The 25,015-nt window shown below is 70.9% G+C and carries 23 protein-coding genes; 8 read left to right on the top strand and 15 right to left on the bottom strand.

Translation table 11 applies throughout. The features are described from left to right. Positions 1-2 precede the first annotated feature (2 nt). Together ASG32_RS17135 and ASG32_RS17130 are read right to left on the bottom strand one after the other, a co-directional pair. The gene (locus tag ASG32_RS17135; RefSeq protein ID WP_020091892.1) at positions 3-1,295 is read right to left on the bottom strand and encodes an MFS transporter; all 1,293 of its coding nucleotides are present in this window, start codon (positions 1,293-1,295) and stop codon (positions 3-5) included. A 225-nt stretch (positions 1,296-1,520) separates the two neighbouring features. After that, positions 1,521-2,783: an MFS transporter gene (locus ASG32_RS17130; RefSeq protein WP_056528422.1), complete on the bottom strand. Its 1,263-nt coding sequence runs from the start codon at positions 2,781-2,783 to the stop codon at positions 1,521-1,523. A 512-nt stretch (positions 2,784-3,295) separates the two neighbouring features. On the opposite strand from ASG32_RS17130, the gene ASG32_RS17125 reads away from it, so the two are divergent. Next, on the top strand, positions 3,296-4,243 hold the full coding sequence (locus ASG32_RS17125; protein ID WP_056528419.1) for a L,D-transpeptidase: 948 nt from the start codon (positions 3,296-3,298) through the stop codon (positions 4,241-4,243). A gap of 57 nt (positions 4,244-4,300) precedes the next feature. Here the strand turns inward: ASG32_RS17125 and glpX are convergent, their stop codons facing one another. The 3 genes from glpX to ASG32_RS17110 form a co-directional block, all read right to left on the bottom strand. Further along, on the bottom strand, positions 4,301-5,284 hold the full coding sequence (glpX, locus tag ASG32_RS17120; RefSeq protein WP_056528416.1) for a class II fructose-bisphosphatase: 984 nt from the start codon (positions 5,282-5,284) through the stop codon (positions 4,301-4,303). 145 nt (positions 5,285-5,429) lie between these two features. Continuing rightward, positions 5,430-6,746 carry a homoserine dehydrogenase gene (locus ASG32_RS17115; protein ID WP_056528413.1) on the bottom strand — a complete coding sequence of 439 codons (1,317 nt, stop codon included), beginning with the start codon at positions 6,744-6,746 and terminating at the stop codon, positions 5,430-5,432. Positions 6,747-6,855: 109 nt separating this feature from the next. Further along, positions 6,856-7,542 (bottom strand): ceramidase domain-containing protein, encoded by a 687-nt coding sequence (locus tag ASG32_RS17110; RefSeq protein ID WP_056528411.1) that lies wholly within the window; start codon positions 7,540-7,542, stop codon positions 6,856-6,858. A gap of 95 nt (positions 7,543-7,637) precedes the next feature. Here ASG32_RS17110 and xth point away from each other — a divergent pair, with 95 nt between their 5' ends. Both xth and ASG32_RS17100 read left to right on the top strand, forming a co-directional pair. Then, positions 7,638-8,432 (top strand): exodeoxyribonuclease III, encoded by a 795-nt coding sequence (gene xth, locus ASG32_RS17105; protein ID WP_020091886.1) that lies wholly within the window; start codon positions 7,638-7,640, stop codon positions 8,430-8,432. Between the two features lie 23 nt (positions 8,433-8,455). Continuing rightward, positions 8,456-9,079: a glutathione S-transferase family protein gene (locus ASG32_RS17100; protein WP_056528408.1), complete on the top strand. Its 624-nt coding sequence runs from the start codon at positions 8,456-8,458 to the stop codon at positions 9,077-9,079. A 36-nt stretch (positions 9,080-9,115) separates the two neighbouring features. On the opposite strand, the gene ASG32_RS17095 is transcribed toward ASG32_RS17100, so the two are convergent. The 6 genes from ASG32_RS17095 to ASG32_RS17070 form a co-directional block, all read right to left on the bottom strand. Further along, positions 9,116-10,018: a tetratricopeptide repeat protein gene (locus ASG32_RS17095; protein WP_056528405.1), complete on the bottom strand. Its 903-nt coding sequence runs from the start codon at positions 10,016-10,018 to the stop codon at positions 9,116-9,118. Continuing rightward, the gene (gene ilvD / locus ASG32_RS17090) at positions 10,005-11,735 is read right to left on the bottom strand and encodes a dihydroxy-acid dehydratase (protein ID WP_020091883.1); all 1,731 of its coding nucleotides are present in this window, start codon (positions 11,733-11,735) and stop codon (positions 10,005-10,007) included. Before ilvD ends, ASG32_RS17095 begins: the two co-directional genes overlap by 14 nt. Before the next feature lie 736 nt (positions 11,736-12,471). Continuing rightward, positions 12,472-13,332: a transglutaminase family protein gene (locus ASG32_RS17085; protein WP_020091882.1), complete on the bottom strand. Its 861-nt coding sequence runs from the start codon at positions 13,330-13,332 to the stop codon at positions 12,472-12,474. Between the two features lie 240 nt (positions 13,333-13,572). Continuing rightward, a complete protein-coding gene (locus ASG32_RS17080; RefSeq protein WP_056528402.1) occupies positions 13,573-14,178 on the bottom strand; it encodes an LUD domain-containing protein in 606 nt (201 codons plus the stop codon). After that, entirely contained in the window at positions 14,175-15,746 is a 1,572-nt protein-coding gene (locus tag ASG32_RS17075; RefSeq protein ID WP_056528400.1) for a lactate utilization protein B, read from the bottom strand. The genes ASG32_RS17080 and ASG32_RS17075 overlap by 4 nt, the downstream gene beginning before the upstream one ends. Then, positions 15,743-16,486, bottom strand: a complete 744-nt coding sequence (locus ASG32_RS17070) for a (Fe-S)-binding protein (RefSeq protein WP_056528397.1) — start codon at positions 16,484-16,486, stop codon at positions 15,743-15,745. The genes ASG32_RS17075 and ASG32_RS17070 overlap by 4 nt, the downstream gene beginning before the upstream one ends. 216 nt (positions 16,487-16,702) lie before the next feature. Between ASG32_RS17070 and ASG32_RS17065 the strand changes: the two genes are divergently transcribed. Together ASG32_RS17065 and ASG32_RS17060 are read left to right on the top strand one after the other, a co-directional pair. After that, the gene (locus ASG32_RS17065; RefSeq protein WP_012319882.1) at positions 16,703-17,095 is read left to right on the top strand and encodes a DUF2267 domain-containing protein; all 393 of its coding nucleotides are present in this window, start codon (positions 16,703-16,705) and stop codon (positions 17,093-17,095) included. A 174-nt stretch (positions 17,096-17,269) separates the two neighbouring features. Next, entirely contained in the window at positions 17,270-17,488 is a 219-nt protein-coding gene (locus ASG32_RS17060) for a hypothetical protein (protein WP_012319883.1), read from the top strand. A 3-nt stretch (positions 17,489-17,491) separates the two neighbouring features. On the opposite strand, the gene ASG32_RS17055 is transcribed toward ASG32_RS17060, so the two are convergent. Together ASG32_RS17055 and ASG32_RS17050 are read right to left on the bottom strand one after the other, a co-directional pair. Next, the gene (locus ASG32_RS17055) at positions 17,492-18,385 is read right to left on the bottom strand and encodes a hypothetical protein (RefSeq protein ID WP_056528394.1); all 894 of its coding nucleotides are present in this window, start codon (positions 18,383-18,385) and stop codon (positions 17,492-17,494) included. A gap of 84 nt (positions 18,386-18,469) precedes the next feature. After that, complete coding sequence (locus ASG32_RS17050; RefSeq protein WP_056529264.1) at positions 18,470-20,539, bottom strand: M3 family metallopeptidase; 2,070 nt, start codon at positions 20,537-20,539, stop codon at positions 18,470-18,472. Positions 20,540-20,722: 183 nt separating this feature from the next. Between ASG32_RS17050 and ASG32_RS17045 the strand changes: the two genes are divergently transcribed. The 3 genes from ASG32_RS17045 to ASG32_RS17035 all read left to right on the top strand — a co-directional run bounded on the left by ASG32_RS17045 (position 20,723) and on the right by ASG32_RS17035 (position 23,576). Next, on the top strand, positions 20,723-21,730 hold the full coding sequence (locus tag ASG32_RS17045) for an extensin family protein (protein WP_082557922.1): 1,008 nt from the start codon (positions 20,723-20,725) through the stop codon (positions 21,728-21,730). Positions 21,731-21,806: 76 nt separating this feature from the next. Further along, positions 21,807-22,916, top strand: coding sequence for a L,D-transpeptidase (locus tag ASG32_RS17040; protein WP_056529258.1), 1,110 nt, complete (start codon positions 21,807-21,809; stop codon positions 22,914-22,916). Positions 22,917-23,186: 270 nt separating this feature from the next. After that, complete coding sequence (locus ASG32_RS17035) at positions 23,187-23,576, top strand: response regulator (protein ID WP_012319888.1); 390 nt, start codon at positions 23,187-23,189, stop codon at positions 23,574-23,576. Between the two features lie 38 nt (positions 23,577-23,614). On the opposite strand, the gene ASG32_RS17030 is transcribed toward ASG32_RS17035, so the two are convergent. Both ASG32_RS17030 and rsmI read right to left on the bottom strand, forming a co-directional pair. After that, positions 23,615-24,004, bottom strand: coding sequence for a YraN family protein (locus tag ASG32_RS17030; protein ID WP_056528391.1), 390 nt, complete (start codon positions 24,002-24,004; stop codon positions 23,615-23,617). Further along, on the bottom strand, positions 24,001-24,972 hold the full coding sequence (gene rsmI / locus ASG32_RS17025) for a 16S rRNA (cytidine(1402)-2'-O)-methyltransferase (RefSeq protein ID WP_056528388.1): 972 nt from the start codon (positions 24,970-24,972) through the stop codon (positions 24,001-24,003). Before rsmI ends, ASG32_RS17030 begins: the two co-directional genes overlap by 4 nt. Positions 24,973-25,015 lie beyond the last annotated feature (43 nt).

The following is a 25,015-nucleotide window of genomic DNA, read 5'->3' as shown; positions in this document are numbered from 1 at the left end:
CGCTACTCCCCGGCCGGGACGGTGGCCGCGGGGCCGACCGGCGGCGTGACGGGATCCACGAACTCCCGCTCGGGGTGCATCGTGAAGGCCAGCGCGGCGCCGAGCAGGCACAGGCCGATCGAGCCGACGAAGGGCAGCGTCCAGCTCCCGGTCACGTCGACGATGACGCCGAAGACGATCGGCGAGACGATCGCCGCCACCGCTGAGCCGGTGTTCATCAGCCCGCTGGCGGTGCCGGCGTATTTCGGCGCGATGTCCATCGGCACGGACCAGATCGGTCCGATCACCAACTCGGCGAAGAAGAAGCCCGAGGACAGGAGCAGCGCCACGAGGGTCAGGTCCCGGGTCATGAACACGCCCGCGAGGCTCGCGGCGGCCCCGAGGAAGCCGATCACGATCACCGACAGGCGCGCGAGCTTCACCTTGCCGGTGCGGTGCAGAATCGAGTCGCTGAGCAGGCCGCCGACCGTGTCGCCGACGACGCCGGCGAAGAACACGCCCGAGGCGAACAGGGCCGAGTTCTTCAGGTCGAGGCTGTAGTTCTCCTTGAAGAAGCTCGGCAGCCAGCCGAGGAAGAGCCACAGGGTCCAGCCGTAGCAGAAATACGTGACGGTGACCGGCAGCATCCGGCGCGTCAGGGCGCCCCACGGCACGCTCTGCTTCGCGCCGACTTGGCGGGGCGGCGGCAGCGTCGCGAGCTCGGCCTCGGTGATCGCCGGATGCTCGGACGGGTCGTCGCGGAAGTACAGCCACCAGATCGCGACCCAGACGAAGCTCACCGCGCCGAGGATGACGAAGCTGGTCCGCCAGCCGAAATGGTAGATCAGGAAGGCCACGATCGGGGGCGCCACCGCGTTGCCGAGCCGCGCGAAGGCGTGGGTTATGCCCTGCGCGAAACCGCGCCGGCCGGGCGCCGTCCAGTTCTGCATGGCGCGGGTGGCGGTCGGGAAGGTCGCGCCCTCGCCGAAGCCGAGCAGCACCCGGGCCATGAACAGGCTGACGAGGCCGCCGACCATGCCGGTCAGGATGGTCGCCGAGGCCCAGATCACCCCGCAGGCGAGCAGCGTGCGCCGGGCGCCGAACTTGTCGCCGACCGAGCCGCCGATCACTTGGAAGATCGCGTAGGGGTACGCGAAGGCCGACAGGATCAGACCGAAATCGGTCTTCGACATGCCGAAATCGCGCATGATCTCCGCACCGGCCGTGGCGATGTTCACCCGGTCCAGGTACGTGATGAAGTACATCAGACAGAGCAGGCCGAGCACGCCGTTCGTGGCGCTGAAGCGCTTCGACATCGACCGTTCCTCCCATGGGGGCGCCGCCTCGCGCGGTCGCCGGGCACCTCGGCTCTCGGACCGGGCGCTCTTTCGTAATGCATTATTCAAACGCGTCGCGCGGCGGAACGCAACCGCCGACGTGCATCCGGCACGTGAATTCATTCCACGGGGTGCAACTGAAAACGGGGGCCGCCCGGGCCCCCGTCTCGTGTCGGTCGTCGCCGGGAGGCGCCGCGGCGCCGGTCAGGCCGTCGCGGGCCGGAGCTGACCCTGCTCGGCCTCGGTCGGGGCGCCGATCGCCTTGCCGAGCGCCTTGCCGCGCGGTCCGACCCAGCTCCCGACCCACTTGCGCTGCCAGAGGGCGAGGCAACCGAGCACGATCGCGGTGAAGACGGCGTAGCCGACGAAGCCCAGCGAGAACGAGCCGGTATACTGCTTCGACAGGCCCATGACGTTCGGCAGGATCGCGCCGCCGAGCGCGCCGATCTCGCCGATCATCGAGCCGGCCACCGCCGTGTTGGTGGGCCAGCGCAGCGGGACGAGCTGGAACAGCGCGCCGTTGCCGGCGCCGAGCGCCGCGAAGCACAGCATGAACAGGAGCGTCGTGAGCGCCAGCGACGGGGTCGCGGTCAGCGAGAGCAGGGTCGCGATCGCCGCCAGCAGCACCACCGACAGCACCGCGATGCCGCCCATCCGGTCGGCGAAGTAACCGCCGACGATCCGGATGCCGGAGCCCATGAAGGCCGCCAGCATCGTCAGCCGCCCGGCCTCGACCTTCGTCACCGCGAACTGCTCGTAGAAGAAGGTCGGCAGGAAGTTCGACAGGCCGATGAAGCCGCCGAAGGTGATCACGTAGATCAGCGAGAACGCCCAGCCATCCTTCGTGAACAGGCAGGAGACGTGTTCCTTGAAGGACTGGTGCTCGCAATCCGGCGGCTCTTTGGCGAGCACGATCATGACCGCCAGCGGCAGCAGCATGACGAGGCCCGCGAAGGCGTAGGTGGTCTGCCAGCCGTAGGCCTGGGCCAGCGGCGGGGCGAACAGCACGGCCAGCACGGTGCCCGAATTGCCGGCGCCCGCGATGCCCATCGCCAGCCCCTTGTGTTCCGGCGGGAACCAGCCGGAGCCGAGGGAGAGCGCGACGCCGAAGGACGCGCCGGCGATGCCGAGCAGCACGCCCATGGCGAGCACGTCGTTGTAGGAGGAGACGAAGAGATAGCCGTAGGCCATTGCCAGCATGATCACGACCATCTCGGTGATCGCGGCGTTCTTGCGGCCGATATACTGGGCCAGGACGCCGAGCGGGAAGCGCATCAGCGCACCGGCGAGGATCGGTAGCGAGATCATGAAGCCGGTCTGGGCCGGCGTCAGCTTGTAGGTCTCGGTGATGAACGGGCCCATGGCGCCGTTCAGGACCCAGATGGCGAAGCAGAAATCGAAGTAGAGGAATGCCGCGAACAGCGTCGGGGGGTGACCCGACTTCATCACCGTTTTGAAGCTGGCCATAGCTGGTGCTCGTCGTAAGTGGGCGAACCGCCGTGCGGTCGCTCATGCCGGGGATCCGGACTCACACCGTCCGCTGTTTGGAGCGTCGTTGCTCCGCCGCCGCAGCAGGCGCGGCTGACTGGGCAATGCAGCAAGCGTGCCATCCCGGACGGACGCCCGCCGACCGGATCGCTCGGCCGTCGCGGCGCCGCGGCCGAACCGCAATCCGCCAAGTCGCTGGCGCCGAGTCGCTGCCGCTCGGCGAGGCAGGCGTGCCGAGTAAACGGGCGCTCGCCCGACGCCCTCACGGATCGGTGAGCGGCGCGGCCGAAATCGTTGCTGCACGAAGGCAACACACGCGGCGAGAAACGATCCGGAAGACCCTGTAAGTTGCCCTTGATGACCGTCAGCAACTTGGCGGTAAAGCGCGACCTTTGCTAAGCCCCGGGATGAGCTGTGCCGCGACTTCGTGCCGGCCCGCTCGCCTGCGCGTCGCGGCAAGCCCCGGCGGCGCCTCCCGAGGAATTCGAACCATGTCCGCCCCGATCCGTCGCCTTCTCCTGGCCGGCTTCACGGTCCTCGCCCTCGCCTCCGCCGCAAACGCCCAGGGCCGCGGCCCCGTGGGCGATGCCGGGATCGACGGGTTCGGCGACGATGGTCAGCTCTACCAAGATCAAAACGGCGCGCTCTACGTGCGTCGCGGCGGCCGCTACCTGCCCTATACCGGCCGCACCGACTTCGTGCGCCCGGCACCCTCGCCGCCCGCCGCGCAGGCCCCGGTCGCGCCGCCGCCGGCCGCCAACCTGGAGACGGACCCGACGGTCCCGGCACGCCCGGGCAGCGCGCCCCCGGCCGAAGGGCTCTCGCCGCTGGAGGCCGCGAAGGCCAAGGCCGTGCTCCGCGCGCCCGACAACGAGCCGATCGACTACGCCAAGATCTACGGCCCGATCACGGACGACGTGTTCCCGGTCCAGGCGTTCAATTACAAGAAGATGAACCCCGCGTTCCTCCGTCAGGAGATCGCCTATCACGGTCCCTACGAGCCGGGGACGATCATCGTCGACCCGCGGGCCCACCAGCTTACCCTGGTCGAGGCGAACGGCCGGGCCCGCCGCTACGGCGTCGGCGTCGGCAAGCAGGGCTTCTCGTGGTCGGGCACCGCGACGGTGAATTCCAAGCAGGCGTGGCCGGACTGGTATCCGCCGAAGGAGATGATCGCCCGCAGCCCGAAGCTCGCCAGCGAGGTCGACAAGCTGCAGAGCGGTCTCGGCGTCGCCGGCGGTCTGCGCAATCCGCTCGGCGCCCGCGCCATGTACCTTTGGCAGGGCAACAAGGACACGCTGTTCCGCATCCACGGAACCCTCGAGCCCTTCTCCATCGGCAAGAGCGTGTCGTCGGGCTGCATCCGGATGATCAATCAGGACGCGATCGACCTGTTCAGCCGGGTCGGCGTCGGCAGCAAGGTGGTGGTGCTGAACTGAGGCCGGGCCGGGCCCACCGCCCAAGCGCCGCCGGTCCGGGACCGGCGGTCCGCCGGTTCAGGTCAGCCCGCGCCGGTGCTCGCCGAGGATCCGGCGGACCGTCCCGGCCTCGGACCGGTACACCAGGGTCTCGGTCTGGATCTTGTCCGGCCGGAAGCGCACGCCGCGCAGGAGGGCCCCGTCGGTGATGCCCGTGGCGGCCACGATGACGTCGCCGCTCGCGAGATCGGTCAGGTCGTATTTCCGGTCCAGATTCTCGATGCCCATCTCGGCGGCCCGGCGCCGACGGTCCGGGGTGTCGAGGATCAGGCGTCCCTGCATCTGGCCGCCGATGCAGCGCATCGCGGCGGCCGCCAGCACGCCCTCGGGCGCCGCGCCGGTCCCGAGATAGAGGTCGATGCCCGTCTCCTCAGGGCTCGCCGTGAAGATGATGCCGGCGATGTCGCCGTCCGAGATCAGGCGGACCGCAGCGCCGGCCGCCCGCACCTCGGCCACGAGCGCCGCGTGGCGGGGACGGTCGAGGATCAGCGCGGTGATCTGCTTCGGGTCGACGCCCTTGGCCCGGGCCAGCGCCGCGATGTTGTCGGTCGGGCTGGCGTCGAGATCGACGAGGCCGAGCGGGTATCCGGGCCCGATCGCGATCTTCTGCATGTAGACGTCCGGCGCGGCGAGGAGCGAGCCGCGCTCGGCCATGGCCATGACGGCGATGGCGCCGGGCATGTCCTTGGCGCAGAGGGTCGTGCCCTCCAGCGGGTCGACCGCGATATCGACCTCGGGCCCTTCCCCGAGACCGAGCTGCTCGCCGATGAACAGCATCGGCGCCTGATCGCGCTCGCCCTCCCCGATCACCACGGTGCCGCGGATCGGCAGGCCGTTGAGTTCGTCGCGCATCGCGTCGACCGCCGCCTGGTCGGCCGCCTTCTCGTCGCCCTGCCCACGCAATCGGGCGGCGGCGATGGCGGCACGCTCCGTCACGCGGGCCAGTTCGAGGGCGAGCGTGCGCGGGACGCCGCGCGATGCCGGCTTGGGGGCCTCTTCCATGGTTTCCTGCCTCTGGCCGGGTCCGATCTTGGGGTCGGATCCCGGATGGATACCGTCGGATGACGGCCGCGCAGCGTATACGCCGGTTCGCTAATGCCCACTATCCTGCATCAAGCGGTGGGGGGTCACGCTACCGTATGCACTGTTATTCACGCTCGATCCGGATCAGCTGCGGCGGCTCCGCCAGCAGCCCGTCGGCGCCGATGGCGTCGAGGGCGTCGCGGATGTTGCCCTCGGTCGCCGCGTAGGTGATCAGCACCAGCGGCACCGGCCGACCGGAGCGGCCGCGCGGATCGGCCTCCGGCCCCTCGACGCGGCGCTGCAGGATGCTCTCCAGGGAGATGGATCGCTCGGCCATCCGCTGCGCGACCCCGGCCGCGACGCCCGGGCGGTCATGGACGGTAAGGCGGATGTAGTAGCCGCCCTCGTGACGCTGCATCTCCACGCGCTCGCTGGCGCGCATCGCCGCGGCCGGAACGCCGAAGGTCGGGCGGATCACGCCGCGCGCCACGTCGGCGATGTCGGCCACCACCGCGGAGGCCGTGGCCTCGCCGCCAGCGCCCGGACCGATGAGCGTGAGCTCGCCCACCGCGTCCGCGTCGATCGTCACGGCGTTGGTCACGCCCATGACCTGCGCGATCGCCGAGGATTTCGGCACCATGGTCGGGTGGACCCGCTGCTCGATGCCGGCCTCGGTTGCCTGCGCGACGCCGAGCAGCTTGATCCGGTATCCGAGCTCGTCCGCCATGCGCAGATCGAGGGGCTGCACCCGGGAGATGCCCTCGACCGACACGCCGTCGGCGTCGACGGCGGTCCCGAAGGCGAGGCTCGTCAGGATCGCGAGCTTGTGCGCGGTGTCGAACCCCTCGACGTCGAAGGTCGGGTCCGCCTCGGCGTAGCCCAGGGCCTGCGCGTCCTTCAGGCAGGCCTCGAAGGTCAGCCCCTCGCGCTCCATGCGGCTGAGGATGTAGTTGCAGGTGCCGTTGAGGATCCCGTAAACGCGGGAGACCGCGTTGCCCGGCAGGCCCTCGCGCAGGGTCTTGATCACCGGGATGCCGCCGGCCACCGCCGCCTCGAAGGCGAGGGCCACGCCCTTCGCCTCGGCCTGCGCGGCCAGGGCGGCGCCGTGACGGGCCAGCAGCGCCTTGTTGGCGGTCACCACCGGCTTGCCCGCCGCGAGCGCCGCCTCGACCACGGCCTTGGCCGGTCCCTCGGCGCCGCCGATCAACTCGACCACGCAGTCCACGGATTCCGACCGGGCGAGCGCCACCGGATCGTCGAACCACGCGATGCCGGACAGGTCGAGGCCGCGGTCCCGGCCACGGTCGCGCGAGGAGACCGCGGTGACGCGGATGTCGAGGCCCGCCGCAGCGAAGGCGGCGCGGCGGCGCTCGACCATCCGGACAACGGACGCACCGACGGTCCCGAGTCCGGCGATCCCGAGGCGAAAGCTCACTGTCATGACCCCTTCCGTGCCCGGGCGACCGCGATGGGCCGGGCGCCCGATGCGGCGCACTTCTGCAAGAATTCCGCCCCGCCCGCAAGGAATTGGCCCGGGACCGCGGGGCGTGTCACCCGGTGGTCTCCCGGTGGCGGATCGCCGTCGCCACGAGGGCGTACAGGACGACGGCGTTCAGCACATGCCAGAGCGGGTGCGTGCCGGTCGGCAGCAGCGCGCAGGCCGCCCGGTCGCCGGTTCGCGCCGCGAGCGAGATCAGGAAGAGCAGGCCGATGCCGGCGAGCCGCCGCCCGGTCCCGACGAAGCGCTCCTCCGGCCGCCGCGCAGCCGCCCAGGCGACGCCGAACAGCGCCAGCAGGGCCGGCAGGTAGTCGACCGAGCCGTTGGTCAGCCGCGCGACGTCGAGGCCGGTCAGCCCGTCGAGCAGGGGCGTGAGCGCGAATCCGAGGAGCGCGAAGCCGCCCGTCGCCGCCGCGACCCGGACCGGCGCCAAGCGCAGGAACCGCGAGAGGGCCAGCGCGAGATAGGCGTAGATGAACAGCGCGATCGGGACGACGTCCGCGAGCATCGCCCAGTAGACCGCCAGGGTGTGGAACAGGAACGAGCCGACGCCCACCACGGCGATCAGGGCCGCCAGCCCGAGGCAGGTCCGGTCCGGCGGATCGGCCACGGCGGCGCGCCGCGCCGCGGCGGCGGCGGCCAGCAGGAAGGCCGCGTTCGACAGCGCGTTCGCGGGCTCGGCCCAGAAGTCCGGCCCGCCCCGCTCGCAGTAAGCCGACACCGGCTCGAACCAGTTCATCCGCCGACCCTACTTCCCCGTCCTTGCGCCGGGATGGCCTTGTCAGCGCGACGCGAAGCGCGGATGACGGCCGGGCGGCGACCGGAAGCGAGGCGATGCGGATCACCACCTGGAACGTCAACTCGATCAAGCAGCGGCTCCCGCACCTCCTCGGCTTCCTGGAGGAGGCGCGGCCCGACGTGGTCTGCCTGCAGGAGCTGAAATGCCAGGACGAGGCCTTCCCGCGCGCCGACATCGAGGCAGCGGGCTACGCGGTCGAGACGCTGGGCCAGAAGGCCTATAACGGCGTGGCGCTGCTGGTCCGGGCGCCGCTGGCCATGTCGGAGATTCGGCGCGGGCTGCCGGGCGACGCCGCCGACGAGCAGGCCCGCTACATCGAGGCGCTGATCTCGGGCGCGGACACCCGCCCGGTGCGCGTGGCGTCGATCTACCTGCCGAACGGCAACCCGGTGGACAGCCCGAAATACCCGTACAAGCTCGCCTTCATGGAGCGGCTGCGGCTCCACGCCCGGGCGCTGCTGGACGACGAGATCGCGGTGGTGCTGGCGGGCGACTACAACGTCATCCCGGAGGCGGCCGACGCGGCCGATCCGGAGGCGTGGCGCTCGGACGCCCTGTTCCTCGGGACGACCCGGGCCGCGTTCCGGGCGATCCTCGCCGAGGGCTACACCGACGCCCTGCGCGCCTGCGACCCGCGCGACGGGCTCTACACCTTCTGGGACTATCAGGCCGGGTGCTGGCAGCGGAATGCCGGCATCCGCATCGACCATCTGCTGCTCTCGCCCCAGGCCGGCGACCGCCTGGTCTCGGCCTCGGTCCAGAAGCACATGCGCGGGCTCGACAAGCCGTCGGACCACGTGCCGGTGACGGCGGAGCTGGCGGCCGGTTAGAGCCGCGATCGGGGGGAACGACGATGATCATCTACGGCAGCAGCGTGTCGCCCTACGTGCGCAAGGTGCTCGCGGCGCTCTACGAGAAGGGCGTCGCCTTCGAGCACCGCCCGGTCGGCTTCCACGCGCAGGATCCCGGCTTCCGGGCGGCGAGCCCGATGGGGAAGATCCCCGCGATGGAGGATGCCGGGTATCGCCTCGCCGATTCGAGCGCCATCGTGGACTATCTCGAGCGGCTGCATCCGGCGCCCGCGCTGATCCCCGAGGACGCGCGGGACGCCGCCCGCGCCCGCTGGTTCGACAAGTTCGGCGAGTGCGAGCTGACCCGGCAGGTGCTGGTGCCGTTCGTCGAGCGCTTCCTCAAGCCCCGCCTGTTCAAGGTCGAGGGCGACGAGGCCCTGGCGCAGCGGACCGTCGACACGGCGCTGCCGCTGCTGTTCGACTACCTCGAATCGCAGATCGACGGGCCCTACCTCGTCGGCGGCCGGTTCGGCATCGCCGACATCGCCGTGGCGGCGCCGTTCCACAACCTGCGGCTGGCCAAGGTCGCGGTCGACGGCGCCCGGTGGCCGAAGCTCGCCGACTGGGTGGCGGCGACGCTGGAGCAGCCGTCCTTCACCGCGGCGATCGCCGCGGCGAAGAGCTGAGGCCGCTCCAGCGCCGCTTGCACAGTCGAGGGCGGTTCAGCGCCGCTTGCGGATCGAGCCCACGGTCTGGAGCTGCGTCTGTGCCTCGGCGCGGTCGTCCTCGCTGGCGGCCGCCCAGTTCTTCTCGTAGAGCGCGACGATCCAGTCGTCCTTGCGGCTCTCGGCGCCTTCCCGGGCGAGCGAGAGCCACATCAGGCCGCGCACCCGCTGGACCGGGATGCCGCCCAGGCCGTTGACTAGCATGTCGCCGAGCAGCGCCTGCGCCGGGTGGTGGCCCTTCTCGGCGGCGAGGTTGAACCAGCGCGCGGCCTGCCGCGGGTCGGCCTCGACGCCGGTGCCGTCGAGGTAGAGCCGGGCGAGATTGTACTGCGCGTTGGGGTCCCCGTAGTAGGACGCCGCGTAGTTGAACATGTCGTAGGCGCGCTCGGGATTGGGGCGCACGTAGGTGCCCTTGATCCCCTCCAGGAAGTAGGTGCCCAGAGCCGTGAAGGCGCTGCCCAGGACCGCCGAGTTCTGCGGATCGGGCCCGTCATCGGTGCTGGCGTCGGCGATCCGCGAGAAGAACTCGAACGCCTTCAGGTCGTCGTGCGGGACGCCGTCGCCGTCGGCGTACATCCGGCCGAGCTTCCACAGCGCAAGGGCGTGGCCCTGGCCGGCCGCGTATTCCAGCGCGCGGGCGGCGCCCTGCTTGTCGCCGGCATTGTACTCGCGCATGCCGGCGCGCAGCGCGTCCTTGGCCGAGCGGTAGCTCTTGTCGGCGACCGGGACCTGCACGGGCGTGCGGACATTGGCGTCGAGGGCGCGCGACGGCGCGACCGGCAGCGCGACCAGGGCGAGCGCCCAGGTCGCGACCGCGAGCCGGCCGACGGACCGGAACCGACCGGGATCGGCCCCGGCCGGCGTCCTGCGCCGGCTGAGGTCAGTCCTAGACGTCCGCATAGCTCTGCGTCTCCTTGGCACCTCCCGGATGGGTGACGGCGCCGTACAAGGCCGGGCCGACGCCCTGCGCGTATTTCCAGAGGTAGCCGGAGGTCGCGGTGTTGGGCCGCGCGGTCCAGGCCTTGCGCCGCTCGGCCAGCTCCGCGTCCGACAGGGCGACGCTGAGCGTGCCCTGGATCGCGTCGAGGGTGATGACGTCGCCGTCGCGCAGCAGCCCGATCGGGCCGCCCACGGCGGCCTCGGGGCCGACATGCCCGACGCAGAAGCCCCGGGTCGCGCCCGAGAAGCGCCCGTCGGTGATCAGCGCGACCTTGTCGCCCATGCCCTGGCCGTAGAGGGCCGCGGTGGTCGACAGCATCTCGCGCATGCCGGGGCCGCCCCGCGGGCCCTCGTAGCGGATCACGAGGACGTCGCCCTCCTCGTAGCTGCGGGCCTGCACGGCCGCGAAGCAGGCCTCCTCGCCGTCGAACACGCGGGCCGGGCCGGTGAAGACCTGCTTCTCGGCCGGGATGCCGGCGACCTTCACGATCGCGCCCTCGGGGGCGAGGTTGCCCTTGAGGCCGACGACGCCGCCGGTCGGGGTGATCGGCCGGTTCGCCGGATAGACCACGTCCTGGTCCGGGTTCCAGGTCACCCGATCCATGTTCTCCGCGATGGTGCGGCCGGTGACCGTCAGGCAGTCGCCGTGCATGAAGCCGTGGTCGAGGAGCGTCTTCATCAGCAGCGGGATGCCGCCGACCTCGAACATGTCCTTGGCGACGTAGCGCCCGCCGGGCTTCAAGTCGGCGATGTAGGGCGTGCGCCGGAAGATCTCGGCCACGTCGAACAGGGTGAACTCGATGCCGCACTCGTGGGCGATCGCCGGCAGGTGCAGCGCCGCGTTGGTGGAGCCGCCCGAGGCCGCCACCACCGTGGCGGCGTTCTCCAGCGCCTTGCGGGTGACGATGTCGCGCGGGCGGATGCGCTTCTCCAGGAGCTCCATCACCTTCTCGCCGGCGGTGGCGCAGAACTTGTCGCGGATCTCGTAGGGAGCCGGGGCGCCGGCCGAGTAGGGCAGCGCCAGGCCGATCGCCTCGGAGACGGTCGCCATGGTATTGGCGGTGAACTGCGCGCCGCAGGCGCCGGCCGACGGGCAGGCGACCTGCTCCAGCTCGTCGAGGTCCTCGAGGCTCATGTCGCCGACGGCGACCTTGCCGACCGCCTCGAACAGGTCCTGGACGGTCACGGGCTTGCCGCGGAACGAGCCGGGCAGGATCGAGCCGCCGTAGATGAAGATCGAGGGCACGTTCAGCCGGACCATCGCCATCATCATGCCGGGCAGCGACTTGTCGCAGCCCGCGAGGCCGACGAGGGCGTCGTAGGCGTGGCCGCGCATGGTCAGCTCGACCGAGTCGGCGATGACCTCCCGCGACGGCAGCGACGCGCGCATGCCGCCATGGCCCATGGCGATGCCGTCGGTGACGGTGATCGTGCAGAACTCGCGCGGCGTCCCGTTGGCGGCGGCGACGCCCTTCTTCACCGCCTGCGCCTGGCGCATCAGCGAGATGTTGCAGGGCGCGGCCTCGTTCCAGCAGGAGGCGACACCCACCAGCGGCTGGTGGATCTGCTCGCGGGTCAGGCCCATGGCGTAGAGGTAGGAGCGGTGCGGGGCGCGGTCGGGCCCCTCCGTGACGTGGCGACTCGGCAGCTTCGACTTGTCGTTCAAACGCGTCACCATGACTTCAGACCAAGCCTTCGCAGCCGATCCCGAGGGTGCGTTGAACCGCGGCGCGTCGCCGTTCGCGAGGCGCCGGGAGATCCGTCCGCGTGCTCGGGAAGTCCTCGTTTCCGAACGGTAAACCGTTGTCGAATTTGCCGTTTACCGCGGATGTTGAGGTGGGCCCGGACTATGGCGGGATCGCGGCGTTTACGGGCAGGTCTCGGGGCGGAGCGGGGATCGTTTTACGGTGTTGCGACCCCGCCACAGCCACGCTTGCGGCCATTTCGGCGGTGACGACAAGATGAAGGACAACCGCGCGGCGCTGACTAGGCGCTTCGTCGAGACGCAACTTGTCTTCGGGCAAGCCGAGGATCTCCCGGCCGCGATCCGGACGGGACGCGGCAATCCGGCACCCGGAAAGTCGCTGTATCACTATCCCTGCGCGGGACCGGCGCCGGCAATACGCCGATCGACGGGCGGAACGACATGTCGCGCCGCCGCCGCGGCGGGTCCGGCGCGCCAATCTGCTTGCGCGCCGCGCGGTCCTCGCTCGCCGGAACGGCGGGTCCGGCGCGCGTCCGTGGCGGCGTCGCGGGCCTGATCGAATGGAGCCCGCGTGCCGCTCATCGCGGCCGACGCGCCGCTCTTCGCCGACGCAGGCCGGGATCGGGCGTCCTGCACCGGCACCCGCTTCGCCGCGGCGCGGCCGGGATCACGGGATCACAGGACGACGTGATCCCGGCCGGATCCGCGCTCAGGCCGCTCCGGCGTGCGGCGCCGGGATCTCGGTCGAGATGGCGTCCACCGTGCGCGGCATCGGGCTGCCCTGCCCGTCCGCGCGCTGGATCCGGACCTGCTGATTGACCGGCTGCATGTTGCCGAAAGGCGTCGAGAAGGCGATCTCCGCGGCGTCGCGCCCGACGCCGATCCGCACCAGCCCGTCGAGGTCGGCCTGCCGGGTGGCGTCGAACAGCCACCAGCGCCCGTCGAGATAGGCCTCGAATACCGCGTGGAAGTCGCTCGGGACGAGGCCGTGGGCGTAGCAGCTCACGAACCGGGCCGGGATCCCGAGCGCCCGGCAGAAGGCGGCGCCGATATGCGCGAAGTCGCGGCAGACGCCGGCGCGTTTCAGGAGCGACTCGTGGGCGGTCGTCTCGCCGTCGCTGGAGCCGGGCTGGTAGGCGATGTGGTCGTGGATCCAGTTGCAGATCTGGTTCACGCGCGCATGGCCCTTGGGGAGCGCCCCGAACTCGGCGAGCGCGAAGGGCGTCAGCCGGTCCGATGAGACGAACCGGCTCGGCAGCAGGAACGGCAGGATGTCGAGGGGCAGCTGCCCGATGGGCGTCTCGTTGACGGTCGCCGGGTCGGCCCGGTGCACGGTCAGGTCGACCTCGGCATTGTACTCCAGCGCGAACTGACCGGTCGGGACGTTGACCGCGAGATAGCGGTTCTGGAGATCGGGGGTCGTGTAGAGATCGCGCTTGAGGTTCGGCGTCAGGACCAGGCTCTCGCTCAGGATCTCGACGCTCTTCAGCTTCGCCACCTCCAAATTGAAGATGAAGGTGGTGTCCGAGAGGATGTTGTAGGACAGGCTGCAACCGAGAGTGTAGCGCATCGGATCTCCTTGCCGGATGACGGCCCATCCGCCGTCCAAGCAAGGGGCGCGCCCGACCGTCGGTTCCGGCTCGATCGGGGGGGCGCGGGCGAGACGGGGGCGCCGCGTGCGTCGGACGGCGCCACCGTCATCGCGAGCGGAGCGAAGCGAGCCAGGGCGGCGCGACATCGCCGGGCACATAGTGCGTCCCTGGATTGCTTCGCTCCACTCGCAAGGACGGTTGAAGCGATCGATACGGTCTCAGCCGCGCTCGGCGGCATCCCTCGGGAGCAGCACCACCGTCAGAGAGCGCACGCCCTGCGCGCCGTGGATGAGGACGCCCTCGATGTCGGCGGTGGCCGACGGGCCGGTATGCAGCACCGCGTAGGCCGAGCGGCCGAATTCCGGCCGGCGGTAGGCCGCCTGCACGTTCGGCACGATGTCGGCCGGGTCGAGCAGTACGACGAGGTGCTGCGCGAGATAGGCGACGGCGTTGACGATCAGCTGGTCCTGCGTGAACAGCACCGAGCCGGTCTCGGCGATGCCGAACACCGCGCGGACCACCGCCACGTCCACGTCCTCGACCTCCTGGGGCGCGCGCACGCTCCGCAGGTCGCGGTTGCCGGTCAGCTCCGGCACCGCGGAGGCGATAACCTTGGCGGCGTCGAGGCGCTCGCGCACGCCCGCGAACACGTCGCCGGTGCCGGGCTCGGCCACGCGGCCGCCCATGCGCTTCAGCCGCTCGCCGAACTCGGCGACCAGGTCCTCGCCGACCAGCGGCGCGAACAGCGGCACCTCCGGCAGCGGGAAGTCGCCGGCCGGCCGGTTCCTGCGGATGCCGTCGAGGATCGCGTCGCGGGCGCTCATCGACCCGTGTCCTTCATGCGGTTCTGCTTGTACCAGGCGTGGAAGGTCTGGCGCGGCGCGTCGGGCATCTCGCGCTTCTTCCCCCAGGTGTTGAGCGGGTTGTAGACCGCGAAGCGCGGCAGGACCTTCAGGGCGGAATCCGCCGCGCCGATCGCCGCCCGGTAGGCGGCCGGGCGCGAGAGCACGGCGCCCGCGGCCTTCATCATGCCCTGCTTGAGCGCCGGGATCTGGTGCTCCTCGACCAGCACCTTCCGCCACGCGAAGATCTGCTCGTGGATGTTGATCTTCACCGGGCAGACGTTGGTGCAGGAGCCGTTCATCGTCGAGGAGAACGGCAGCGTCGAGTATTTCCGCTTGTTGAAGGTCGGATCGATGATCAGCCCGATCGGCCCCGAATAGGTCGCGCCGTAGGAGAGGCCGCCCGAGCGCCGGTAGACCGGGCAGGTGTTCATGCAGGCGCCGCAGCGGATGCATTTCAGCGAGGTCCAGAACTCCTCCATGCCGAGGCGCTCGGAGCGGCCATTGTCGACCAGAACCATGTGCATCTCGGTGCCCGCGCGGGGGCCGCGGAAATGCGAAGTGTACTGGGTGATCGGCGAGCCCAGCGCCGAGCGCGACAGCAGGCGGATGAACACCCCGAGGTGCTCGACCTTCGGGATGATCTTCTCGATGCCGATGGAGTGGATCTGCAGCGGCGGCACGTTGCCGGACAGGTCGGCGTTGCCCTCATTGGTGCAGGTCACGACCGTGCCGGTCTCGGCGATCGCGAAGTTGCATCCGGTCATGCCGGCATCGGCCTTCAGGATGTAGGGCCGGGTGGTCTCGCGCTGGCTCTCGGCGAGGTAGTGCGCGTCGTCGTTGTCCGGATCGGTGCCGAGCGTCTTGGCGAAGACCTCGGCCACGTCCATCCGGGTCTTGTGGACGGCGGGCGCCACGACGTGGCTCGGCTCCTCGTTGTCGAGCTGCTGGATCCGCTCGCCGAGATCCGTCTCGATGACCTCGATGCCGTTGGCCGCCATGTGGTGGCGGAAGCCGCACTCCTCGGTGAGCATCGACTTCGACTTCACCAGCGTCTTCGCGCCGTGACTCCGCAGGATGTCCAGCACGATCCGGTTGTGATCGGCGCCGTCCTTCGCCCAGTGCACGTGGACGCCGTTGGCCTTCGCGGCCGCCTCGAACTGCTCGAGGTACCGGTCAAGGTGGCTCAGCGTGTGGGTCTTGATCTGCGAGGCGAGCTCGCGCAGCTCCTCCCACTCCGGGATGCCGTGCGCGGAGGCGTCGCGCTTCTTGCGCAGGTCCCACAGGCGCTCGTCGTGGGCGGCCTGGTGCAGCGGCGCCGCGAGGAAGCGCTCGGCGGCCTCCGACTGGTTGATCGGCCGGTCGCCCCGGATCTTCGCGCCGCGCGGCTGCGGCTCCCGGGTCTGCGGGGCGCGGATCGGCTTCGAAGCGGCTTCCGCGTGCTGGAGACGCCGGCCGTCCGGCGCCCGCTCGCTCTCGTCGTGGCCGGCCCGCACCTCGGGGTGGATGACGCCTTCGCGCTCGCGGGGGTTGAGGTCCTCGGCGCTCATGCGGCGGCTCCGTTCAGCACCTGCGCGATGTGGATGTACTTGAGCGGCAAGCCGAGCCGTTCGGCGCAGCCCTTCTGGTGCATGAGGCAGGAGGAATCCGCCGAGACGACGTAGGCGGCCCCGGCCCGGTTCTGATCGGCGACCTTGTCGTAGCCCATCTTCGCCGAGACGGCGGGCTCGAACACCGAGAAGGTGCCGCCGAAGCCGCAGCACTCGTCCGGCCGGGCGAGGTCGACGAGCTCGACCCCCTTCACGAGGCGCAGCAGGTCGAGGGGCTTCGAGAAGTAGGGCTTCACCAGCTCGGTCGGCCGCGCGTGGTGGATGCCGCGCAGGGCGTTGCAGTTGGTGTGATAGGCGACCTTGTGGGGGAAGTTCGCCCAGGGCAGGTCCTCGACCTTCAGCACGTCGTGCAGGAACTCCACGAGCTCGTAGGTGCTGGCGCGGACGTGCCGGACCTCGTCGGTCTGCGGGATCGCCGTCAGGTGCTCGCGCACCTGATGGACGCAGGATCCCGACGGGGCGACGATATAGTCGAATTCGGAGAAGTTCTTGACGAACAGCGCCTCGGTCGCGGCGGCCTCGGCGTGGCAGCCGGTGTTGGTCATCGGCTGGCCGCAGCAGGTCTGGTCGAACGGGTACTCGACCGTGCAGCCCAGGCGCTCCAGGAGCTCGAGGGTGGCGATCCCGACCTCGGGCTCGAAGGCGTCGACGTAGCACGGCACGAACAGGCCGACCCGCATGGTCCGGCAACTCCCTGGATCATCCAGCCCGGCGGCCTGGAACGGTTCAAGACTGACCGTGGGTCTACCGGAAGGGGCGGCCCTTGGCGAGGTCGCGCGCTGCGGCACCGTGCCCGCTGTAACCGGGGAGTTTTCCTGGGAAGCGATGCCGCGCGCTTGATTTCCGACGCCTCAGAGTCGAAGGACGTCTGGAAGCGTTCCGAAGAGATCATCACCATGGAAGAACTGCTCGCCCGCGTCACCACCCGCACTGGGCTCGACGCCGCGACCGCTCAGACCGCCATCGGGCACATCCTGGCCTTCCTGCAGAAAGAAGGGCCCGCGGCCGAGGTCGGCCAGCTGCTGGCGGCCCTGCCGGGCTCCGAGGCGCTGATCGCCGAGTCGAATGCCGGCGAGAGCGGCGGCGGCGGGCTGATGGGCATGCTCGGCGGGATGATGGGCGGCGGCGGCGTCATGGCGCTCGGCCAGAAGCTGATGGCCGCCGGCGTGCCGATGGGTCAGATGCAGCCGCTCGGCCAGGAGCTGTTCGCCTTCGGCCGCGAGAAGGTCGGCGAGGACGCGATGGGCCCGATCATCGGCTCGATCCCGGGGCTGAACCAGTTCGTCTGACCGCGGGCCGGTGTGCGCGGCCGCACTGCATTCGGGTGGCGCCTGGACGAAAGTAAAAAAGAGGTTGCGGAGCGAAAGCTTGACGGAACCTGTCCACGCGATCCCCGTTATTGGGGATGTGGCCCGGATCGACGCCTTCGGCAGTGTCCGGCACCGCACTCAAGCAGGCCGGCCATGCCCGTCTTCGAAGCCAAGAACCTGGACAGCGAGTTCGAAGGGCAGTCCCTGCTCGCTGCGATCCTGCACCCGACCCGCGCGGCGCAGACCCGGGCCCTGCGGCACGGGCGCAGGCGCGCTGAGCGCGCGGCGGCCCTGGCCGATCCGATGACGATCGAGCCGCGCTTCCCGATCGCGCCCGGCGAGCTGGCGCCGACCGGGTTCACGGGCCGCTGAGGGCTACCAAGCCTGCGCGGTGACGAGGCCCTGGCGGGTCACCACTACCCATTCCCGACCGTGGCGCTCGACGCCCTCGACGCGGCCGACGCCCGGGATGACGTCGCCGGGCGCGACCTCGACGAGGCGGCGCCGGCGGTTCTCCAGGATCGCGGTGCCCTCGTAGACGTCCCGCAGGGCCCAGCCCTCGATGACCGGCGGCTTGTCGGACGCGGCCGGCTTCGGCTTGGGCTCGCTCACCTTGGCGTCCGCGACCTTGACCTCGGGCTTCGCCTCGGCGGCGCGGGCGGGCTCGCCGATGCTGCCGGTCTGGGTCGGCTCCGCCTTCGCGACGGCCGGAGTCGCGGCCGCGCGGCGGTCGAGCTGCGCGGCGAGGCCGCTGAGGCGGGTGTTGTGGTCGCGCTCGACCTGCTCGAGCCGCTCGCCGAGGGCCGTGATCTTGCCGTTCAGGCTCTTGTCGACCTGCGCCAGGCGCTCGCCGAGGGCGGTGCTGCGGCTGGCCGCCTCCTTCCGCGCCACGTCGGTCGAGGCGCGCAGGTCGGCGAGCACGGTGTGGAGCTGCGCGATGTCGGCGGCGAGGCGCACGGTCTCGGTGCGGCCGGCATCGAGCGTCGTCTCGAGGGCCGCGAGCGCGTCGGGCCGGACCGAGGCCGGGCGGGAGAGCGCCATGACGCCCCCGCCCAGGAGGACACCGACCGCCAGGGTCGCGCCCGGGATCGCGAACCGCTTCGGATCCAGGCGCGCCAGCGACGCCAGCGCGAACTTCCCGCGGGCCGGCGAGGCCGCGGTCTCGGTCGCGGCGGCCGCGGCGTCGGTCTTGCCGGTCACCGCGGCCTTGAGCAGGTCGGCCGGCGAGATGCCCTGGGAAACGCCCTGCTTGGCTTCGATCTTCGTCATCGCCCCGAACTCCGCACGCGGCCTCGCGCTGCAAGCGTTCGTTAAGGACGTTTGTTTACGAAACCCTTACCGCACGCCCGTCGCTCAGGCCGCGAGCCCGCGCTTCTTCAGGAGCGGCTCGATGCTCGGCATCCGCCCGCGGAAGGCCGTGTAGGCCTCGCGCGGGTCGCGCAAATTGCCGGCCCCGTACACGAAGGTCCGCAGCCGCTTCGCCGTCTCCGGATCGAAGATGTCGCCGGCCTCGCGGAACGCGTCGAAGGCGTCCGCGTCCAGCACCTCAGACCAGAGGTAGCTGTAGTATCCGGCGGCGTAGCCGTCCCCCGAGAAGATGTGGGCGAAGTGCGGCGTCCGGTGCCGCATGCTGATCTCGGCCGGCATGCTGATCCGCCGCAGCGCCTCGGCCTCGAAGGCGGGCACGTCGAGACCGCCCTCGCCTTCCGCCGAGAGGTGCAGGGTCATGTCGACGATCGCCGAGGACGTGTACTCCACGGTGGCGAAACCCTGGTTGAAGGTCCGCGCGGCGAGCAGCTTCCGCAGCAGGGCGTCGGGCATGGGCTCGCCCGTGCGATGGTGGCGCGCGTGGGTCCGCAGGACTTCCGGCTGCTCCAGCCAGTGCTCGTAGAGCTGCGAGGGCAGCTCTACGAAGTCGCGCGACACCGCCGTCCCCGACAGGAGCGGGTAGGTCACGTCCGAGAGCAGCCCGTGCAGGGCGTGGCCGAACTCGTGGAACAGGGTGCGCGCGTCGTCGAAGGACAGCAGCGTCGCCTCGCCGTCCGGCGCCTTGGCGAAGTTCATGACGTTGACGATGATCGGCGTGACCGTCCCGTTCAGGCGCTCCTGCGAGCGGAAGGCGCTCATCCAAGCGCCGGACCGCTTCGAGGCGCGGGCGAAGTAGTCGCCCAGGAACAGGCCGACCTCGGACCCGTCGGGATTGCCGACCCGCCAGACTCGGACATCGGGATGGTAGCGCGGCACGTCGGCGAGTTCCGTGAAGGTCAGACCGAACAGCCGCGAGGCCGTGTCGAACGCCGCCTGGATCATCCGCTCCAGCGGCAGGTACGCCTTGATCTCGCTCTCGTCGAGGTCGTGCTCGGCGCGCCGCACCTTCTCGGCGTAGTGCCGCCAATCGTGCGCCTGGAGGGGAAAGTTGTGCCCCTCCGCCTGGATGGTGGCCTGGAGACGGTCGCGCTCCTCCGCCGCCCGCGCCCGGGCCGGCGTCCACACGTCCCGCAGCAGCCCGGTTGCCGCGTCCGGGCTCGCCGCCATCGTGTCGTCGAGGGCGAAATGGGCGAAGCTCTCGAAGCCGAGGAGCCGCGCCCGCTCGGCGCGCAGCCGGATGATCTCCGCGATGATCGCCCGATTGTCGGTCGCGCCACCGTTCTCGCCGCGCCGCGTCCAGGCCGCGTAGGCGCGCTCGCGTAGGTCGCGCCGGGTCGAGCAGACCAGGAACGGCTCGATCAGCGAGCGGGACAGGGTGATGACGTGCCCGTCGAGGCCGCGCTCCTTCGCGGCGCTCTCGGCCGCGGCCCGCAGGAACGGCGGCAGGCCGGCCAGATCCTCCTCGCCCTGCAGCGGCAGGGTGAAGCTGCTCTCGTCCGCCAGGAGGTTCTGGCTGAACGTGGTCCCGAGTTCCGACATGCGCGCCGCGATCTCGGCGATGCGGGCCTTGTCCTCGGGCCCGAGATCCGCCCCCGACCGACGGAAGCGGATCCGGTACCGGTCGAGGACCCGGCGCTGCTCCGCGCTCAGGCCCTCGGCGTCGATCGCCGAGATCCGGGCCCAGAGCTCGGGGTTGAGGTAGATGGCGCTGCCGTGCCGGGCGAGCTTCGGCCCGATCTCCCGCTCGATGGCCTGCAGCTCGGGGTTCGTGTGGCTGCCTGTCAGGTTGTAGAACACGCCGGCGACGCGCTCGAGGGCGAGGCCGGCCCGCTCCATCGCCTCGACGGTGTTGCCGAAGGTGGCGGGAGCGGACTCATTCGCGATGGCGCGGATCTCGGAATCGTGCGCCGCCAGGGCGGCGTCGAACGCGGGCCGGTAGTGCTCCGGCCGGATCCGCTCGAAGGGCGGGAGGCCGTGCGGGGTGCTCCACTGCGCCTCGCGGAAGGGATTGTCCGGCGGCAGGCTCGGAAGCCCGGCATCAGCTGCGTCCGACATGCAGTCCTCGATCTCGACGTCCACGCGACGGCGCGATCGTCCGCGCCGCAGGTGCGCCGACATGGGGTGTGCCGGCGCGATCCGGAAGACAGTGGTCCGATCGGCGCGGCCGTCAACCGGGTCCGGGCGATCCGAATGGCGTCTCGCCCGTTGTAGAGGCCAACGCCCACGCTTCGAGGCCCCATGCCGGGACGCAGCCTGTCGATCCTCCGATCCGCGACGCTCCTGGCGGGCGGCGCCCTCGCCGCGGGGCTCGCCCTCTCCGCCACGCCGGTCGGCGCCGTCGAAACGCCGGCGGCCACGGTGCCGACGCCCCCGCCCCTACCGCCGGAGCGCCCCGAGGCGCTGAAGCCGCCCGTCGCCGAGCCGGCGCCACCGACGCCGCCGGCGCGGCCGCCCGAGCTGAAACCTGCCGCGGCTGAGCCGAGCAAGGAGCCGAGCAAGGACCTAGCCCGTGAGCCGTCGAGGGAGAATGGCCGGGACCAGCCGCCGGAGTCCGGGCAGGAAGCCGGGAAGGAAGCCCCGAAGGAACCCGCGAAGGAGACAGCGAAGGAGACAGCGAAGCCCGAGATCCCCTCACCGCCGCCAGCGCCGCCCGCGCGGCCGCCCGAGCTGTCGGGCGCGGCCGCCCTGGCGCTCAAGGTGACACCGCCGGACGATTCCGCCTGCCGGACGCGCCTCAAGCGTCTCGGGGTCGAGTTCGAGCCGCTGCCGCCGATCTCCGAAGGCCAGTGCACCGCGCCGCTGCCGCTCAAGGTGACGAAGTTCGCCGACGGCGTGACGCTGCCGCAGGGCGCCACGCTGACCTGCCGAACCGCCGAGGCGCTGGCGCGCTGGGTCACGGAGGTGCAGATCGAGGCCGATCGAACGCTGAAGCATCCGCTGACCGCGCTCGAACTCGGCGGTTCCTATGTCTGCCGGGGACAGAACCACGACGTCGACGCCAAGCTCAGCGAGCACGCCTTCGCCAACGCCGCCGACATCATGGGCTTCGCTTTCGCGGGGCGCGCGAGCATCCCCGTCAAGGCGATGCCGGACGGTTCCGAGGAGGCACAGTTCCTCGGCGCGGTGCGCGCCAAGGCCTGCGGCTTCTTCCGCACCGTCCTCGGCCCGGGCTCGAACGCCGCCCACGCCAACCATTTCCACCTCGACGAGCGCGAGCGTAACGGCGGTCACCGCCTGTGCCAGTAGAGCGAAGTGGAACGTTCCCGCAGATCCGGCATTTCTCGGCTCGGGAGCGCGCCCGCTCCCCGGAATGACGACGGCGATGATCCCGAAACCTTGGCGGCCGGTCTGCGTGGCTCTCCTGGCGAGTTGTCTGGCCGCGCACGGCGCGGCTGCCCGGACCGGGAAGGGCCGGAAGGCCGAGACGGCGCAGCCGCCGGCGCTGACCGCCGAGGCGGTGAACGCCGCGACGCTGGCGGAGCCGGGCGCCGGGAGGACCGAGGGCACGAAGTCCGAGAAGGCGCGTCGGGCCAAGTCGTCGGACGAGAGGCCCGATCCGCTGATCGTCAAGGCCCAGGTGCTGCTCGATCGCGCGCGCTTCTATCCCGGAGCGATCGACGGCCGGAAGGGCGACAATTACCGGCACGCCCTCTCGGCCTTCGCGGTGGCCCAGGGGCTTCCTGCCGGCGAGGACCTGACGCCCGAGATCTGGGACAAGCTCCAGGCGACCAGCGACAAGCCCGCCGTCACCGACTACACGCTCTCCGAGGCCGACGCCGTGGGCCCCTACGTCGAGCGGATCCCGCCCAAGATGGAGGAGCAGGCCGAGCTCAAGTCGATGGGCTACACCAATCCCCGCGAGATGCTGGCCGAGCGCTTCCACATGAGCCGCGACCTCGTCAGCGCGCTCAATCCCGGCAAGCCCCTCGACAAGGCCGGCACGACCATCGCGGTCGCGGCGGTGGACCCGATGGGCACGGACAAGCCGAAGGGGAAGGACCTGCCTCAGGAACCGAAGGTCGAGCGCATCGAGGTCGACAAGACGAGCCGCGACGTCCGCGCCTACAGCGCCGACGGCAAGCTCGTGGCCTATTATCCGGCGTCGATCGGCAGTGCAGAGAAGCCGGCCCCGAGCGGCGAGACCAAGGTGAAGGGCGTCGCGTTCGATCCCGACTATACCTACAACCCGAAATACGCGTTCAAGGGCGTGAAGGCGCAGCACAAATTCATCATCCAGTCGGGCCCCAACAACCCGGTCGGACTGGTCTGGATCGACCTGGCGATCCCGAGCTACGGGATCCACGGGACGCCGGAGCCCGAGAAGGTCGGGAAGACCGAGTCCCATGGCTGCATCCGGCTGACCAACTGGAACGCCCGCGACCTCGCCGCGCATGTGACACGGGGCGCCAAGGTCAGCTTCAAGGACGACTAAGCGGCCGCGCGGCGACACTCGCATACGCCCGCGCGAAGCCGCCCGCACAAAAATGTATCATCGGTTAACATAGCGCCCGGTTTGGGTGTCGGAACGGGCCGGGAACGCTTGACACATTGCGCATTACGGGCGACGCCTCAGGTTGTCTCGCGGGCTGACCCTCGGGCCGCGTTCACCCGTCCGGACGCTGCTCACGCGGTGCGCAAGGCGTGACCAGCCGCATGGCAAGATCCCCGGCGACGGGGGCATTCGAAGGGAAGACGGCCCGGCGTGATTGCTGACCCCAACGACGACGTCCTCAACGGCGTCCGTGTTCTCGTCGTCGAGGACGAGGCCGCGATCTCGATGCTGCTGGAGGACATGCTCCTCGATTTCGGCTGCGCCGTGGTCGGGCCGGCCGCGCGGCTGTCCTCCGCGCTGGAGATGGCGTCGCAGGAAGCGTTCGAGGTCGCCATTCTCGACGTGAACGTGGCGGGTGAGCCGATTTACCCGGTGGCCGAGGCCATCGCCAAGCGCGACCTGCCGCTGGTCTTCTCGACCGGTTACGGCGGTGCCGGCATCCGCGAGCCGTTCCGCGACAGGCCCGTCGTCCAGAAGCCGTTCAGCCAGGCTGACCTGAAGCGGACCCTGATCGGGGCGATCCGCGCCGCTCGGGACTGAGACCCGGCGCGTCGGCTCCGGCGGCCTCGGGCCGCTCGTCAGAGACCCTCGATGGTGAAGACCCGCTCGACATGGGCGGGCCAGGTGCGGGATCCGACGAACACGGCGTCGGCCCGGAACGTCGACCCGGCACACCACGCATTGCGTCCGATCCAGGCGCGGACCGCGCGGGAGAACCGCCGCCGCTTGGCGGCGTCGATCGCCTCCCGGGCATCGTCGCGGCGCGCCCGCGCCTTCACCTCCACGAACACGACGGTCTTCCAGCGCCGGACGACGAGATCGATCTCGCCGCCCGCGACGCTCACGCGCCGGCCGATCGGCCAGTACCCCTTGAGCATCAGCGCGGCGAGCGCCAGCCACTCGGCGCGGTGGCCGAGCCGGTAGGCGGCGCGGCGCCGGCCGGTCCGGTCCGGCAGGGCCCCGGTCATCCCTGGTCCCGCGCCAGCGCCAGCGCGCGGGTGTAGACGAGGCGCCGCGGCTGACCGGTCTCGTCGGACACGAGGCTGGCGGCATCCTTGATCGAGTGCCGCTCCAGCGCCGCCAGGATCAGGGCGTCGAGGGCGGCATCCGAATCCGCGCTGCGCTCCGGCGCCGTCGCCGCACCGATGATCACCACGATCTCCCCCTTCGGCGGTCCCTCCTGGGCGAAGCGCGCGCTCAGGCTGCCCAACGTATCGCGCCGGATGGTTTCGTAGAGCTTGGTCAGCTCGCGGGTCACGGCCGCCGGCCGCTCCGAACCGAGCACCGCGGCGGCGTCGGCCAGCATGTCGGGCAGGCGATGCGGCGACTCGAACAGGACCAGGGTGCCGGGAACCTGGATCAGCGCCTCAAGGCGGTTGCGCCGCGCTCCGGCCTTCTGCGGCAGGAAACCCTCGAAGAAGAACCGGTCGGTCGGCAGGCCCGCCGCGACCAGCGCGGTCATCACCGCGGACGGCCCCGGGACGGGCGTGATGGCGATCCCGGCCTCGATGGCGGCCTGGACCAGCTTGTAGCCGGGATCCGAGACGAGCGGCGTCCCGGCATCCGAGACCAGCGCCAGGGCCTCGCCGGCGGTGAGCCGCGCCACCATCCGCTCGCGCACCGCGTCGTTGGAATGCTCGTGATAGGCGAGCAGCGGCGTCGTGATCCCGTAATGCGCCAGCAGGTTCCGGGTGACGCGGGTGTCCTCGGCCAGGACCGCGTCGGCGGCCGCCAGCGTCGCCAGCGCCCGGATGGTGATGTCGCGCAGGTTCCCGATCGGCGTCGCCACGATGTGCAGGCCCGGCGACAGGGGTTCGGTCTCGCTCGCGAGGCCGAAGGCCGTGAAGGTCGTGCTGCGCGGGCGGTCGGGGGCGAGCTTCGGGGACGGAGCTCGGGTCGGGGCGGCGGCCCCCGGGTCGTCGAATCTGCGGGTCATCACCGGCGATCTTGCCACACTGGTCGCCTCTCGTCGCGGCGAG

The organism is Methylobacterium sp. Leaf361 (assembly GCF_001424445.1).
GTDB lineage: Bacteria > Pseudomonadota > Alphaproteobacteria > Rhizobiales > Beijerinckiaceae > Methylobacterium.
Note: the sequence above shows the minus strand (reverse complement) of the source record. Positions and strands in the feature narration are given on the sequence as shown.